Here is a 13,579-nt window from a genome sequence, read left to right as displayed (position 1 = left end):
GGTCGGATTCTAATGAGCGCAGTTGAACGGCTTGAAACCGGGCATACCGAGGCCCCGTCGATCGAAGCCGAGCTGATCGAACAGCCGGCCAAGGGCCGGGCCAAGCTGCGGCCGCTGCTGGCGCTTGCGCCCTACGTCGCCCGCTATCGCGGCCGGGCGGCGCTGGCCTTCGTTGCGTTGACGATTGCGGCGCTGACCACGCTGCTGGTGCCGGTCGCGGTGCGCCGGATGATCGATTTCGGGCTGACGCCCGAAGGCATCGCGATGATCAACAGCTACTTCTCGGTGATGATCGCCGTCGTCGCCGTGCTCGCGCTGGCGAGTGCATCGCGCTATTACCTCGTGATGACGATCGGCGAGCGCATCGTCGCCGATCTCCGGCGCGACGTGTTTGCGCATCTGCTTTCGCTGTCGCCCTCTTTCTTCGATTCCGCGCGCAGCGGCGAATTGGTGTCGCGGCTCACCGCCGACACCACGCAGATCAAATCCGCGGTTGGCGCCTCCGTGTCGATCGCGCTGCGCAATCTCATGATGTTCCTCGGCGCTGCCGCGATGATGGTGATCACCAGCCCGCGGCTCTCGGGCTTCGTGCTGCTGGCGATCCCCTTGATCGTGCTGCCGCTGGTCGCGTTCGGGCGCTGGGTGCGGCGGCTGTCACGCAACGCGCAGGATACGCTGGCCGAAGCCTCCGCCTATGCCGGCGAGCTGGTCGGCGCGATCCGCACCGTGCAGGCCTATACGAGCGAGGGGTTAGCGGCGAAACGTTTTGGCGGCGAGGTGGAGCAGGCCTATGAGGCCGCGCGCACCTCCACGCAGGCCCGTGCGGTTCTCACCGCCATCGTCATCTTCATCGTGTTCGCAAGCGTGGTCGGCATCCTCTGGATCGGCTCGCATGACGTGCTGACGGGCGCGATCACCCCGGGCCGGCTCGGCCAGTTCGTGCTCTATGCGGCCTTCGCGGCCGCGGGGCTCGGCCAGCTCAGCGAGGTCTGGGGCGAGGTATCGGCGGCATCAGGCGCGGCCGAACGTCTGTTCGAGATCCTGCACGTGAAGCCCGAGATCGCCGCGCCCGCATCGCCGCGCGCACTGCCCGTGCCGGGGCGCGGCGAGGTCGGCTTCGATCGTGTCAGCTTCGCCTATCCGGCGCGGCCCGACGTCAACGTGCTCGATGCTGTTTCATTTACCGTGCGGCCCGGCGAGAAGGTTGCGATCGTCGGCCCGTCCGGTGCCGGCAAGAGCACGATCTTCCATCTGCTGCTGCGCTTCTACGATCCCAAGGGCGGTTCGATCTCGCTCGATGGCGTGCCGGTGAAATCAGCCGATCCGCGCGACTTCCGCTCCCGCATCGCTTTGGTGCCGCAGGAGTCCAATGTGTTTGCCGCCAGCGCCCGCGAGAACATCCGCTTCGGCCGGCCCGATGCTGATGACGCCGAGGTCGAGCGTGCAGCCGATCTCGCGCATGCCTCCGAGTTCATCCGCCGCCTGCCTGAAGGTTTTGATACCCCGCTCGGCGAACGCGGCGTGACGTTGTCCGGCGGTCAGCGCCAGCGCATCGCCATCGCCCGCGCCATCCTGCGCGACGCGCCGCTGTTGCTGCTCGATGAAGCCACCTCCGCGCTCGACGCCGAAAGCGAGACGCTGGTGCAGACCGCGCTCGAAGAGCTGATGGCCCATCGCACCACGCTCGTCATCGCGCACCGCCTCGCCACGGTGCTGTCCTGCGACCGCATCCTGGTGATGGACCAGGGCAAGATCGTCGAGCAGGGCACGCATGCCGAGCTCGTCGCCGCGAACGGGCTCTATGCGCGGCTGGCGAGGTTGCAGTTCGAGGGCGCGTGAGACGGGGCTCTTTCGTCACCCACAGTGTCATCACCCGCCTTGTGCGCACTTGCGCACTGGGGCGGGTGATCCAGTAGTCCGTGACAGCAGTGATCAGCCGACAAGCCGCGGCGTACTGGATTCCCCGCCTTCGCGGGGAATGACAGTGGAGCGTGTTGAAGCAGCTTCGCACCGCCCGATTCTCACTCGCACTTCGGCGAGCCCATCGGCACGTTCGGCCACGGCCAGTTCTTCCAGCTGCCGCCCTCGCCGATACAGGCCGATCCGCCGTTGGCCGGGGTCGGGTTGTCGGTCGGAGCAGCGCTGTTCGTTGGCGCTGGCGAACCTGTCGTCTCGGTTGCTGCCTTGGGCGGCGGAGCCAAGCGCTGGTCGACATACACAGTCGACACATAGCCCGCGACCATGACGCCGAGAAAGACCGAAGACCCTTTGGCCAGATCGCTCAGCCGCATTGATCCTCTCCATCAGTTGCTGATTGCGACACTAGCAAGCCACGCTGCGCCTTAGCGTGACATCAGTCACGGCCGCCACGCCATCTTCAGCACCGGCCGTCCCGATGTCGGGTTCACGTCCTCGCCGGCATGGGCGAAGCCGTTGCGCTCGTAGAAGCGGATGGCGCGGGCATTGTCCTTGTTCACCAGCAGCGTGACGCCTGATGGTGACAGGCGTTTTGCTTCGTCCACCAGCCGCCTTGCCGCATCCGAGCCCCAATGGTCGGGGTCGACCACGAGCTGGTCGAGATAACCATCGCCGTCGATGGTGACGAAACCGGTCAGCGTGCCATCTTGTTCCGAGACGATGATCCGGGCCTTCGGCACCAGATCCTTGCGCCAGCGTTCGCGCCACCACGCCAGCCGTGCGGCGAAGTCGATCTGCGGATAGGCCTGCTGCCAGGTGCGATGCCAGAGGTCGATCGCCGCCGCTTCGTCGGCGTCCGCGTAGGGGCGAAGGTGGAGCGCGCTCACTACCGCTCCGTCAGCTTCAGCTCGATGCGGCGGTTGCGCTTGTAGGCCTCTTCGGTGTTGGCGGTGTCGAGGGGCTGGAACTCGCCGAAGCCGGCGGCGACCAGGCGCTGGGCCGGCACGCCGAGCGAAATCAGATATTGCACCACCGAGATCGCACGCGCCGCGGACAGATCCCAGTTCGACTTGAAGTTCGGACCGTTCACCGGCCGCACGTCGGTGTGGCCGTCGACGCGCAGCACCCAGGCGATCTCGGCCGGAATCTTCTTGTCGAGCTCGATCAGCGCGTTCGCCACGGTGTCGAGCTCGGCCTTGCCCTCGGGCAGCAGCGTCGCCTGTCCGGTGTCGAAGAACACTTCGGACTGGAACACGAAGCGGTCGCCGACCACGCGGATATCGGGACGGTTGCCGAGAATGGCGCGCAGGCGCCCGAAGAACTCGGAGCGGTAGCGCGACAATTCCTGCACGCGCTGCGCCAGCGCGACGTTGAGGCGCGAGCCGAGATCGGCGATGCGGTTCTGCGATTCCTTGTCGCGCTTCTCGGATGCATCGAGCGCCTCTTCGAGGGCGGCCAATTGCCGGCGCAGCGCGCTGATCTGCTGGTTCAGCACCTCGATCTGCGCCAGCGCCCGCGCCGAGACGGCCTTTTCCGACTCGAGCGCCTTGCCGAGCTCGGTGGTCTTGCCTTGCGCATCGTTGCCGGCATTGGCAAGGCCTTCATAGAGGCCCTTCATGCGGTCGCGCTCGCTCTCGGCCGAGGCGAGGCCGGCCCTGAGCTGCGAGACCTGATCATCGAGCGAGAGCTTGCCGAGCTTCTCCAGCGAGAGCAGCTCGGTGAGCTGGGCGATCCTGGCGTTGAGCTGCTCCAGCGCCTTGTCCTTGCCGGTGACCTCCTGCGAAAGGAAGAACTGCACGACCAGGAACACCGACAGCAGGAACACGATCGACAGCACCAGCGTCGACAGCGCGTCGACGAATCCGGGCCAGTAGTTGAAGGCGCCTTCGCTGCGGCGGCCGCGGGCTAGAGCCATGCTCGCCTCTCAAATCCTGATTGCTTAACTCTTCTCGGGCTGGCGCGCGATGCGCTCCAGCAGGCGGCGGATCTCGCGGTTCTGCTCGCCCTGGCCGTCGGCCCATTCGCGGATCATCTGCTGCTCGGTCCGCATATGCGAGACCAGCGCCTGGATCGCTTCGGCGAGGCTCGCCATCGCCGCGGTGGTGCCGCGACTGGCGCTGCCTTCCTCGAGCACGGAGCGTAAGCGTTCGACGGCGGCCTGGAGCTCGCCGCTCGCCACCCCGCCGCCAGTGCTCGCGACGGCGGCGACCTCTCCGTTGCCGTATTCCCGCACGGTGGTGGCGAGCCAGTCTTCGAGGTCGGTGTAGAAGCGGTTCTGCGCCTGGCTCGATTGCAGATCGAGGAAGCCGAGGATCAGCGAGCCGGCGAGGCCGAACAGCGATGAGGAAAAGGAGATGCCCATGCCGCCGAGCGGGGCGGCGAGGCCCTCCTTCAGCGTGTCGAACAGCGCCCCGGCATCGCTGCCGACCTTGAGCCCATCGATCACCTTGCCGACCGAGCCGACCGTCTCGATCAGGCCCCAGAAGGTGCCGAGCAGGCCGAGGAAGACCAAGAGGCCCGTCATGTAGCGGGAGATGTCCCGGGCTTCATCGAGGCGCGTTGCGATCGAATCGAGCAGATGCCGCATCGTGGTCTGCGTGATCGACATCCGCCCGGAGCGCTCGCCGCCGAGGATCGCCGCCATCGGCGCCAGCAGTTTCGGGTGCCGGGCCGGCGCCAGGCCGGGGTCGGCGATGCGGAAATTATTGACCCAGGACACTTCAGGATAGAGCCGGATCACCTGGCGGAAGGCCAGCACGATGCCGATGAACAGCACGGCCCCGATCAGCGCGTTCAGCCCGGGATTGGCGAAGAAGGCCAGGATGATCTGCTTGTAGAGCACCACGCCCACCAGCGAGCACAGCACCAGGAAGACCAGCATCCGCACCAGGAAGACGCTGGGCGAGGATAGTTTTGTGTATTCGATGTCGATGGCGGAGCGGGGCGAGGCGCCTGACGGCATGGCCGGGATCATCCATTACGAAGCTTGCTTGCCTCCGCACTATGGCACAGGCCGGGTGCAAAAAAAGCGCCGGATGTGCGGATTTCGGGAAGGCGCGCGGAACCCAACGCTGAAACCGGGCTTTGTTATCCACGTATTTTGCAAAACTTCGGCATTCCACAGGCTTAGGTCGGATTTTTTGCATGGCGATTTTTCTTGGGGGATTCGCTTCCATCGCGCTCTCGCTCGCGGTCCTGATGGCATTCGCCTGGGTTGTGCAGCAGCGCAGCGGCAATTCCGGCTGGGTCGACACGATCTGGACCTTTGCGGTCGGGCTGGTCGGCGCCGTCAGCGCGCTGTGGCCGCTCGCTGGCGACGGGTCCAATATCAGGCAATGGCTGGTCGCCGGCCTCGTCGCAATCTGGTCGCTCCGGCTCGGCACCCATATCGCGATCCGCACCTTAGGGATCACCGACGATCCCCGCTACGCCGCCTTTGCCGCGGAGTGGGGCCTCAACGCCCCCCGGCGGATGTTCATCTTCCTGCAAAACCAGGCGCTGGGCTCGGTGCCCCTGGTATTTTCGATTTTCGTTGCCGCGCATGTCCCCGCGCCAGCCCTGCGCGGTCAGGACGTCCTGGGAGCTGCGATCCTGCTGATCGCCATCGCCGGTGAGGCGCTGGCGGATGCGCAGCTGCGCCGCTTCCGGCACGACCCTGCCAACAAGGGCAGGGTCTGCGCGACAGGGCTGTGGCGCTGGTCGCGTCACCCCAACTATTTCTTCGAATGGTTCGGCTGGCTCGCCTATCCCGTGATCGGCCTTGCGGCCGGCTACCCCTGGGGCTGGGCCAGCCTGCTCGCGCCTGTCTTCATGTACTGGATCCTGGTCCACGTCACCGGCATCCCGCCTCTGGAAGCGCAGATGCTGCGATCGCGCGGCGAGCGCTACCGCGCCTATCAATCCCAAACCAGCATGTTCTTTCCGTTGCCACCGCGAGAGGGAATGGTCGCATGAGCGTCGTGTCCACAATCATCGGGACTGCCGAACGCGTGCCGCTGCCGGATCTCGTGGTCCGCGCCGCCATCCAGCGCCTGTGTTCGCGCACCGCAACGCGCCTCGCCGCGCACACGGCCGCCGATGATGCCGCCTTCGCCGGAAAGATGATGCTGCGGCCGATCGCCGAGCATACGGACGCCGCCAACATCCAGCATTACGAAGTGCCGCAAAGTTTCTTCGCGCAGCTGCTGGGCCCGAACCGCAAATACTCCTCCTGCTTCTACAAGACGGATGCGACCACGCTTCAGGAGGCGGAGGAAGAGGCGTTGCGCCAGACCGTCGCGCATGCCGGCCTCGCCGATGGCCAGACCATCCTCGAGCTCGGCTGCGGCTGGGGCGCGCTGTCGCTGTGGATTGCGCGGCAGTTTCCGCATGCCAAGGTGACCGCGGTGTCGAACTCGCAAGGACAGCGCGCCTATATCGAGGACGTCGCGCAGAGCCGCGGCCTTTCGAACCTGCGCGTGGTCACGGCAGACATGAACGTGTTCGCGCCGGAGGGGCAGTTCGACCGCATCGTCTCGGTCGAGATGTTCGAGCACATGATGAATTGGCGCAAGCTGATGACGCGCGTGCGCTCATGGCTCGCCCCCGACGGGCGCTTCTTCATGCACATCTTCACCCATCGCGCCGGCTCCTATGTATTCGACCGCGCCAATCGCGAGGACTGGATCGCGCAGCATTTCTTCACCGGCGGCGTGATGCCGAGCCATCAGCTCGTCAGGCAATATGCCGACATCTTTGAGGTCGAGAAGGAATGGCGCTGGAGCGGCACCCATTATCAGCGCACGGCGATGGACTGGCTCGCCAATTTCGACGCGCATCGCGACGCGGTCGAAGCCGTCTTGCGCAACGTCTATGGCGACGAGACCTATCTGTGGATGCGGCGCTGGCGCTGGTTCTTCCTCGCCACCGCAGGCCTGTTCGGCTACGCCGACGGCACGGAGTGGGGCGTCAGCCACTACCGGATGAAGGCGGCGGACAGCTAGATCTACGCAGCTTTGCGGGCACGCGTCCTCGCTGATTTGCGCGGCTGTCCGCCTGGTTCGACGACATGCCCACCAATTTAACACCGTCGCCCCCGCGCAACCGCGAAGCGGTTGTCGCTGGAGGCGGCCGCTCCGTTAGCGGCCCTCGAAGGGCGACGGCCCGGCTGCATCTCGGCCGTTCATCCTTCGAGGCTCCCCATGCGACGCTTTGCGCCGCATTGCTCGCACCTCCAGCGACAATGGCGTAGCCATTGCGCGGGGATGACGGCTCGAAAGCTCTAGGGACCGCTGACGAGTTGCGATGTTCTGTCGCAGCGCCGACGCGGCGAAACCTGACTCACAATCCGGTGAGTCCCAGAAATCGACCTGAACTCAGCGCGATAGCGGATGTGACATTGAGCCGCCCGCGTCATGCGTTGCGTCGCAGCACGCGCATTCTATTTTGACGGCGTCAGCCGCGCAGAATTGTCCAGAACGGACGTTGCGCGAGGCTTGACCAGTTTCAACAATCTTGGGGCACCCCATTTCATGTCAGGACTTCGAGCGCGATCGGCATGCGTTGCAATCATGCTCGCGGCCCTTGCGCCGCTGCTTGCTGCTTGCGATGAATCCTCCTCCGCCGTTTCGGCTGCGCAAGCCACCGAACCCGACGTCAGCATTGTCATGGTAAAACCACAACCGCGCGCCGTGGTGCGCGAGCTGCCGGGGCGGATTTCGCCGACGCGCGTCGCGGAAGTGCGTCCTCGCGTGTCGGGCATCGTGGTCGAGCGGCTGTTCCGCCAGGGCAGCGAGGTGAAGGCGGGCGATCCGCTATATCGCATCGATCCGCGTCCGTTCGAGGTCGAGGTCATGGCCAATGAGGCCGCGCTTGCCAAGGCCGAAGCCGCGTTGATGCAGGCGCAGCAGCAGGCGCGCCGCATCGCGACGCTGACCAGCCAGCGCGCCGCGCCCGAAGCCGAGAACGAAAAGACCATCGCCGCCGAGCGTCAGGCCCAGGCCGAAGTCGAGGGCCGCAAGGCCGATCTCGCGCGGGCAAAACTCAATCTCGATTATGCGACCGTGCGCGCACCGATCGACGGCGTCGTCGGCGCCGCCCTCGTCAGCGAAGGGGCGCTCGTCGTGCAGAACGAGACCAATCTTGCCACCGTGCAGCAGCTCGATCCTGTCTATGCCGACTTCACCCAGTCGGTGACCGAGCTCAATCAGCTGCGTCGCGCCTTCGAGAACGGCGACCTCGATCGCATCGAATCCGATGCGGCCAAGGTGCGCCTCGTGCTCGACGACATCTCCCTCTATGGGCTCGACGGCAAGCTGCTGTTCTCCGACGCCAAGGTCGACGCCCATACCGGGCAGGTGACCTTGCGCGGCGAATTCCCCAATCCCAAGCGCGAGCTGCTGCCGGGCATGTATATCCGCGTTCGCATCGACCAGGGCCTGGACTCCGATGCGATCGCGGTGCCGCAGCAGGCGGTCCAGCGCAATGGCGGCGGCGGCAGCGAGGTATTCGTCGTCAAGGACGACAATCGCATCGCGGTGCAGCCTGTTCGTACCGGCTCGGTGCAGGACGGCGTCTGGTTCGTCACCGAGGGCCTCAAGGCCGGCGACAAGGTCGTGGTCGAAGGCTTCCAGAAATTCGCGGCCGGCGACAAGGTCAAGCCGCAATCCTGGTCGGAAGCGGATTCGACTGCCGACGTCAGGCACGCGCAAAAGCTCGCCCGGTAACCCGCCATGCCGAGCTTCTTCATCGACAGGCCGATCTTCGCCTGGGTGGTTGCGCTGTTCATCTGTCTGATCGGCGCGATCGCGATCCCGCTGTTGCCGATCGCGCAATATCCTGTTATCGCGCCGCCCTCGATTTCGATCTCGACCAGCTACCCGGGCGCGTCGCCGGAAAACCTCTACAACAGCGTCACGCGCCTGATCGAGGAGGAGCTCAACGGCGCCTCCGGCATCCTCAATTTCGAGTCCACCAGCGACTCGCTCGGCCAGGTCGAGATCACAGCCAACTTCCAGCCGGGCACCGATACCAGCGCGGCCTCGGTCGAGGTGCAGAACCGCATCAAGCGGGTCGAGGCGCGCCTGCCGCGCGCAGTGATCCAGCAGGGCATCCTGATCGAGGAAGCCTCCAGCGCGGTGCTGCAGATCATCACGCTGAACTCGACCGACGGCAGCCTGGATGAAGTCGGGCTCGGCGACTTCATGATCCGCAACGTGCTCGGCGAAGTCAGGCGTATCCCTGGCGTCGGCCGCGCCACGCTCTATTCGACCGAGCGCAGTCTTCGCGTCTGGGTCGATCCCGCCAAGCTCGTCGGCTATGGCCTGACCGCCGACGACGTCAACAAGGCCATATCGGCGCAGAACGCGCAGGTCGCATCTGGCAGCATCGGCGCCGAGCCGTCGACCGCAACCCAGCGCACCTCAGCGCTGGTGCTGGTCAAGGGGCAGCTGTCCTCGCCGGACGAGTTCGGCGCCATCATCCTGCGCGCCAATGCGGATGGCTCGACCGTGCGGTTGCGCGACGTCGCGCGCATCGAGGTCGGCGGCCTCAGCTACCAGTTCAACACCCGCCTCAACGGCAAGCCGACCGCCGGTCTCTCCGTGTTGATGTCGCCGACCGGCAATGCGCTGGCGACCGCGAGTGCGGTCGAAGCGAAGATGAAGGAGCTGTCGCGTTTCTTCCCGGCCAACATCTCTTATGAAATCCCCTACAACATCACGCCCGTCGTCGAGGCCTCGATCAAGAAGGTGCTTACGACGCTGCTCGAGGCCGTGGTGCTGGTCTTCGTGGTGATGTTCTTATTTCTGCAGAACATCCGCTATACCATCATCCCGACCATCGTTGTGCCGGTGGCGCTGTTGGGGGCTTGCACCACGCTGCTGCTCGCCGGCTATTCCATCAACATGCTCAGCATGTTCGGCATGGTGCTCGCGGTCGGCATCCTCGTCGACGATGCCATCGTCGTGGTCGAGAACGTCGAGCGTATCATGGCCGAGGAGGGCCTGTCGCCGAAGGAGGCCACACGCAAGGCGATGTCGCAGATCACGGGCGCTATCATCGGCATCACCCTGGTGCTGATGGCGGTGTTCGTGCCGATGGCGTTCTTCCCCGGCTCGGTTGGCATCATCTATCGCCAGTTCTCGGTGACGATGGTCGCAGCCATCGGCTTCTCGGCCTTCCTGGCGCTGTCGCTGACGCCGGCACTGTGCGCGACCTTGCTCAAGCCCGTTGCGGCCGGCCACGGCCACGCGAAAAAGGGCGTGTTCGGCTGGTTCAATCGCATGCTCGAAGGCAGCAAGGAGGGTTATTCCCGCACGGTCGGCTTCTCGCTCGAGCGCACCGGCCGCCTGATGCTGGTCTATGCTGCATTGCTGGCCGGCCTGTCCTGGGCCTTCGTCAGCCTGCCCGGCGGCTTCCTGCCCATCGACGACCAGGGCTTTGTCACCACCGACGTGCAGACGCCGTCGGATTCGTCCTATGGCCGCACCGAGGCCGTGATCGAGAAGGTGGAAAAATATCTGGCGCAGCGGCCCGGTGTCGACAACGTCACCTTCCTCACCGGTTTCAGCTTCTCCGGCCAGGGTATGAACACCGCGCAGGCCTTCATCACCTTGAAGGATTGGTCGGAGCGCGGGCCGAAGGATTCCGCGGCGGCTGTCGTCAACGACATCAACCGCGATCTCGGAGCATCGATCCGCGACGCAAAGATCTCGGCGCTGCAGCCACCGCCGATCGACAATCTCGGCAACTCCTCCGGCTTCTCGTTCCGCCTGCAGGACCGCGGCCAGAAGGGCTATCCGGCCCTGATGCGCGCCGCCGACCAGTTGATCGCGGAGGCCAATGCCAGCCCCGTGCTGCAGAAGGTCTATATTGAAGGCCTGCCCGAGGCCGGCGTGGTCAATCTCGTCATCGACCGCGAGAAGGCCGGCGCCTTCGGGGTCACCTTCGAGGACATCAACAACACCATCTCGACCAATCTCGGCTCGAACTACATCAACGACTTCCCAAACCGCGGCCGCATGCAGCGCGTCGTGGTGCAGGCCGACGCCCGCGACCGCATGAAGACCGAGGACATCCTCAATTACAACGTCAAGAACAGCGGCGGACAGCTGGTGCCGTTCTCCTCCTTCGCGACAGTCGAATGGTCGCGCGGACCGACCCAGATCGCCGGCTTCAACTACTATCCCGCGGTGCGCATCTCGGGCGAAGCCAAATCCGGCTTCACCTCGGGCGATGCCATCGCCGAGATGGAGCGGCTTGCCGGCAGGCTGCCGCGTGGCTTCGGCTATGAATGGACCGGCCAGTCGCTGCAGGAAAAACTGTCGGGCTCGCAGGCGCCGTTCCTGCTGGCGCTGTCGGTCTTCGTGGTGTTCCTGTGTCTGGCCGCGCTCTATGAAAGCTGGACCATCCCGCTCGCGGTGCTGCTCACCGTGCCGCTCGGCATCGTCGGCGCCGTGGCCGCGGCGGTGCTGCGCGGACTGCCGAACGACGTCTATTTCACCGTCGGCCTGATCACCATCATTGGCCTTGCCGCCAAGGACGCGATCCTGATCATCGAGTTCGCCAAGGATCTGCGCAAAGAAGGCAAGCCACTGGTCGAAGCGACGATCGAGGCCTGCCGCCTGCGCTTCCGTCCGATCCTGATGACGGGCCTTGCCTTCATCTGCGGCGTGCTGCCGATGGCGATCGCCCACGGCGCCGGCGGCGCCAGCCAGCAGGCGCTCGGCAGCGTCGTGATGGGCGGCATGATCGCAGTCGTGATCCTGGCGCTGCTGATGGTGCCTGTGTTCTTCGTCTCCGTGCAGCGCGTGCTGGCGGGGGACAGGGAGAAGGTGGCGGCGAGGGAAGGTGACGCTTACGGGCCACCTGCTCCGGTGAAGCCATAGGGCACACTGTCATTCCGGGGCGTGCGCAGCACGAGCCCGGAATCCATCGTGCCACCGTTCATGCGGATCAATGGATTCCGGGCTCGCGCCAAGAGGCGCGCCTCGGAATGACGAGCGGAGCTTGCCTTCGCGCGATGGTCGATCCAGACTGCATCTCTGGATTGAAAGCACGTGCAATTCGCGTCGCGAATGCTACCCGCCTGTTGAGAGCACCTGATGCGTCCGACCGACATTGCGATTTCGAACTATCGCTCCATCAGGCGGCTCTCCCTCCCAATCCACCCCCTGTCCGTGTTCGTGGGCGAGAACGGCGTCGGCAAGTCCAATCTCTACAAGTCCCTGTCGCTGTTGCGCGACGCGGCGACCGGGCGGATCACGCGCACGATCGCCGAGGAGGGCGGACTGAATTCGGTCTGCTGGTCAGGCATCCGCAAACGCGGCGAAGATGGGCGACTGCGATTGTCGGCCAGATTCGATCGCCTGAAATATTCCATCGAAATCGGATACCCCAGTCCGGTCGCGGCGGCGTTTGCCGGCGAGCCGATGATCAAGGAAGAAAGCATCGAGGCGACGGAGGGCAAACGAACGGTTCGACTGATGGAGCGGAAGAATTCGCTCGTCACCATCCGCGGCGACAGCGGCGCATGGACCAGCCACAAGGATGCGGTGCTGCCGTCCGAGCCCGCGCTTGCGGGCTTTTTCGACGGCAAGGAATGCCTTGAAATCGATCTGATCAGGAATGCGATGCTGGGCTGGCGCTTCTATCACGACTTTCGCACCGATCCGGCGTCACCGATCCGAAAGCCGTGCCTCGCGATCACGACGCCCTCGCTCAGTGCCGATGGCAGCGATCTGGCTGCGGCCCTGGCGACGCTCTATTCCATCAGGGGAGATGCCGCCGACCTGCAGGACGCAATCCAGGATGCCTTCCCGGGCGCCGAGCTCCGCGCATGGGAAGAAGGCGGCCTATGTGAATTCGATCTGCAATTGGAGGATATGCCGCGGCCGTTCAGGGCGCATGAACTATCCGACGGGACGCTGAAATACATCTGCCTGCTCGCGGTGTTCATGGGCTATCGGCTTCCACCGTTCATCGCGCTGAACGAACCCGAGACCAGCCTGCATCCGTCGCTGCTGGCGCCATTGGCCCGTCTGATCGTCAAGGCCTCTGGCCGTGCCGACATCTGGATCGTCACCCACTCGGAGCAGTTGATGGACGCCTTGCGAAGCGAGAGCTCAGTCCCGCTTCGCCGCGTGATCAAGTCGAAAGGCGCCACGATGATCGAGGGCCTGACCCTCGGCGGTGAGTATCGGGACGAGGAAGACGACAATTAGGTACGCAGTCACAATCGTTCACGATATCCGCTTTGATCGCGCAGCAAGAGACCGCCCGAAGGCGGTCTCGCATTCGGGACGGAAGGCGTTCCGTCAAAGATCGACCTGGATGGAAATGTTCGAACGTACCCAATCCGACTGTCCAGCCTTCAGCCGCTTGGCTTGAAATTCTGCGAACGCTGGATCGGCACCTAGTGAGGCCAGGGCGCGGCCATAGGATTCGACACTGTCGAAACGAGCGACGAAGGCGTAGTTCCCGACCTCGCCGCCGATCACTGACCAATAGCTGACATCGGCTCCGTGTTTCCTCCAAAGTGCCGCGCCGTCTTTTGCCAGCTGTAAGATGGTCGCAAGATCACTACCGGGTCTTGGATGCGAAACGAACTGCATAGCAACTGCAGGCATTTTCTCCTCCAATGAAAAAAGGTGCCGCCAAACGGATTTTTGGCTGGAGGAGAATT

General features: G+C 64.7%; 11 protein-coding genes. 6 read left to right on the top strand and 5 right to left on the bottom strand.

What is annotated here, in order from left to right; translation table 11 throughout:
• Positions 1–12 precede the first annotated feature (12 nt).
• Positions 13–1,839, top strand: coding sequence for an ABC transporter ATP-binding protein/permease (locus XH98_RS03615; protein WP_271617818.1), 1,827 nt, complete (start codon positions 13–15; stop codon positions 1,837–1,839).
• A 182-nt stretch (positions 1,840–2,021) separates the two neighbouring features.
• Here the strand turns inward: XH98_RS03615 and XH98_RS03610 are convergent, their stop codons facing one another.
• From XH98_RS03610 to XH98_RS03595, 4 genes are all read right to left on the bottom strand, one after another.
• Positions 2,022–2,291 carry a hypothetical protein gene (locus tag XH98_RS03610; RefSeq protein WP_271617817.1) on the bottom strand — a complete coding sequence of 90 codons (270 nt, stop codon included), beginning with the start codon at positions 2,289–2,291 and terminating at the stop codon, positions 2,022–2,024.
• A 66-nt stretch (positions 2,292–2,357) separates the two neighbouring features.
• Entirely contained in the window at positions 2,358–2,804 is a 447-nt protein-coding gene (locus XH98_RS03605) for a GNAT family N-acetyltransferase (RefSeq protein WP_271617816.1), read from the bottom strand.
• Positions 2,804–3,832: a peptidoglycan -binding protein gene (locus tag XH98_RS03600; RefSeq protein WP_057759328.1), complete on the bottom strand. Its 1,029-nt coding sequence runs from the start codon at positions 3,830–3,832 to the stop codon at positions 2,804–2,806. Before XH98_RS03600 ends, XH98_RS03605 begins: the two co-directional genes overlap by 1 nt.
• A 24-nt stretch (positions 3,833–3,856) precedes the next feature.
• Positions 3,857–4,879 (bottom strand): flagellar motor protein MotA, encoded by a 1,023-nt coding sequence (locus tag XH98_RS03595; protein ID WP_271603814.1) that lies wholly within the window; start codon positions 4,877–4,879, stop codon positions 3,857–3,859.
• Between the two features lie 182 nt (positions 4,880–5,061).
• Between XH98_RS03595 and XH98_RS03590 the strand changes: the two genes are divergently transcribed.
• From XH98_RS03590 to XH98_RS03570, 5 genes are all read left to right on the top strand, one after another.
• Positions 5,062–5,871 (top strand): DUF1295 domain-containing protein, encoded by an 810-nt coding sequence (locus XH98_RS03590; protein WP_271603815.1) that lies wholly within the window; start codon positions 5,062–5,064, stop codon positions 5,869–5,871.
• Positions 5,868–6,899: an SAM-dependent methyltransferase gene (locus XH98_RS03585; protein WP_271603816.1), complete on the top strand. Its 1,032-nt coding sequence runs from the start codon at positions 5,868–5,870 to the stop codon at positions 6,897–6,899. Before XH98_RS03590 ends, XH98_RS03585 begins: the two co-directional genes overlap by 4 nt.
• Before the next feature lie 528 nt (positions 6,900–7,427).
• Positions 7,428–8,621 (top strand): efflux RND transporter periplasmic adaptor subunit, encoded by a 1,194-nt coding sequence (locus XH98_RS03580; RefSeq protein WP_271617815.1) that lies wholly within the window; start codon positions 7,428–7,430, stop codon positions 8,619–8,621.
• Between the two features lie 6 nt (positions 8,622–8,627).
• Positions 8,628–11,783 carry a multidrug efflux RND transporter permease subunit gene (locus XH98_RS03575; protein WP_271617814.1) on the top strand — a complete coding sequence of 1,052 codons (3,156 nt, stop codon included), beginning with the start codon at positions 8,628–8,630 and terminating at the stop codon, positions 11,781–11,783.
• A 216-nt stretch (positions 11,784–11,999) separates the two neighbouring features.
• Positions 12,000–13,118, top strand: a complete 1,119-nt coding sequence (locus tag XH98_RS03570) for an AAA family ATPase (protein ID WP_271617813.1) — start codon at positions 12,000–12,002, stop codon at positions 13,116–13,118.
• A gap of 93 nt (positions 13,119–13,211) precedes the next feature.
• Here the strand turns inward: XH98_RS03570 and XH98_RS03565 are convergent, their stop codons facing one another.
• Positions 13,212–13,523: a hypothetical protein gene (locus XH98_RS03565; RefSeq protein WP_083514861.1), complete on the bottom strand. Its 312-nt coding sequence runs from the start codon at positions 13,521–13,523 to the stop codon at positions 13,212–13,214.
• Positions 13,524–13,579 lie beyond the last annotated feature (56 nt).

This window comes from Bradyrhizobium sp. CCBAU 51745 (genome assembly GCF_028128715.1).
Classification (GTDB): Bacteria; Pseudomonadota; Alphaproteobacteria; order Rhizobiales; family Xanthobacteraceae; genus Bradyrhizobium; species Bradyrhizobium manausense.
This window is presented reverse-complemented; position numbering and strand designations above follow the sequence as displayed.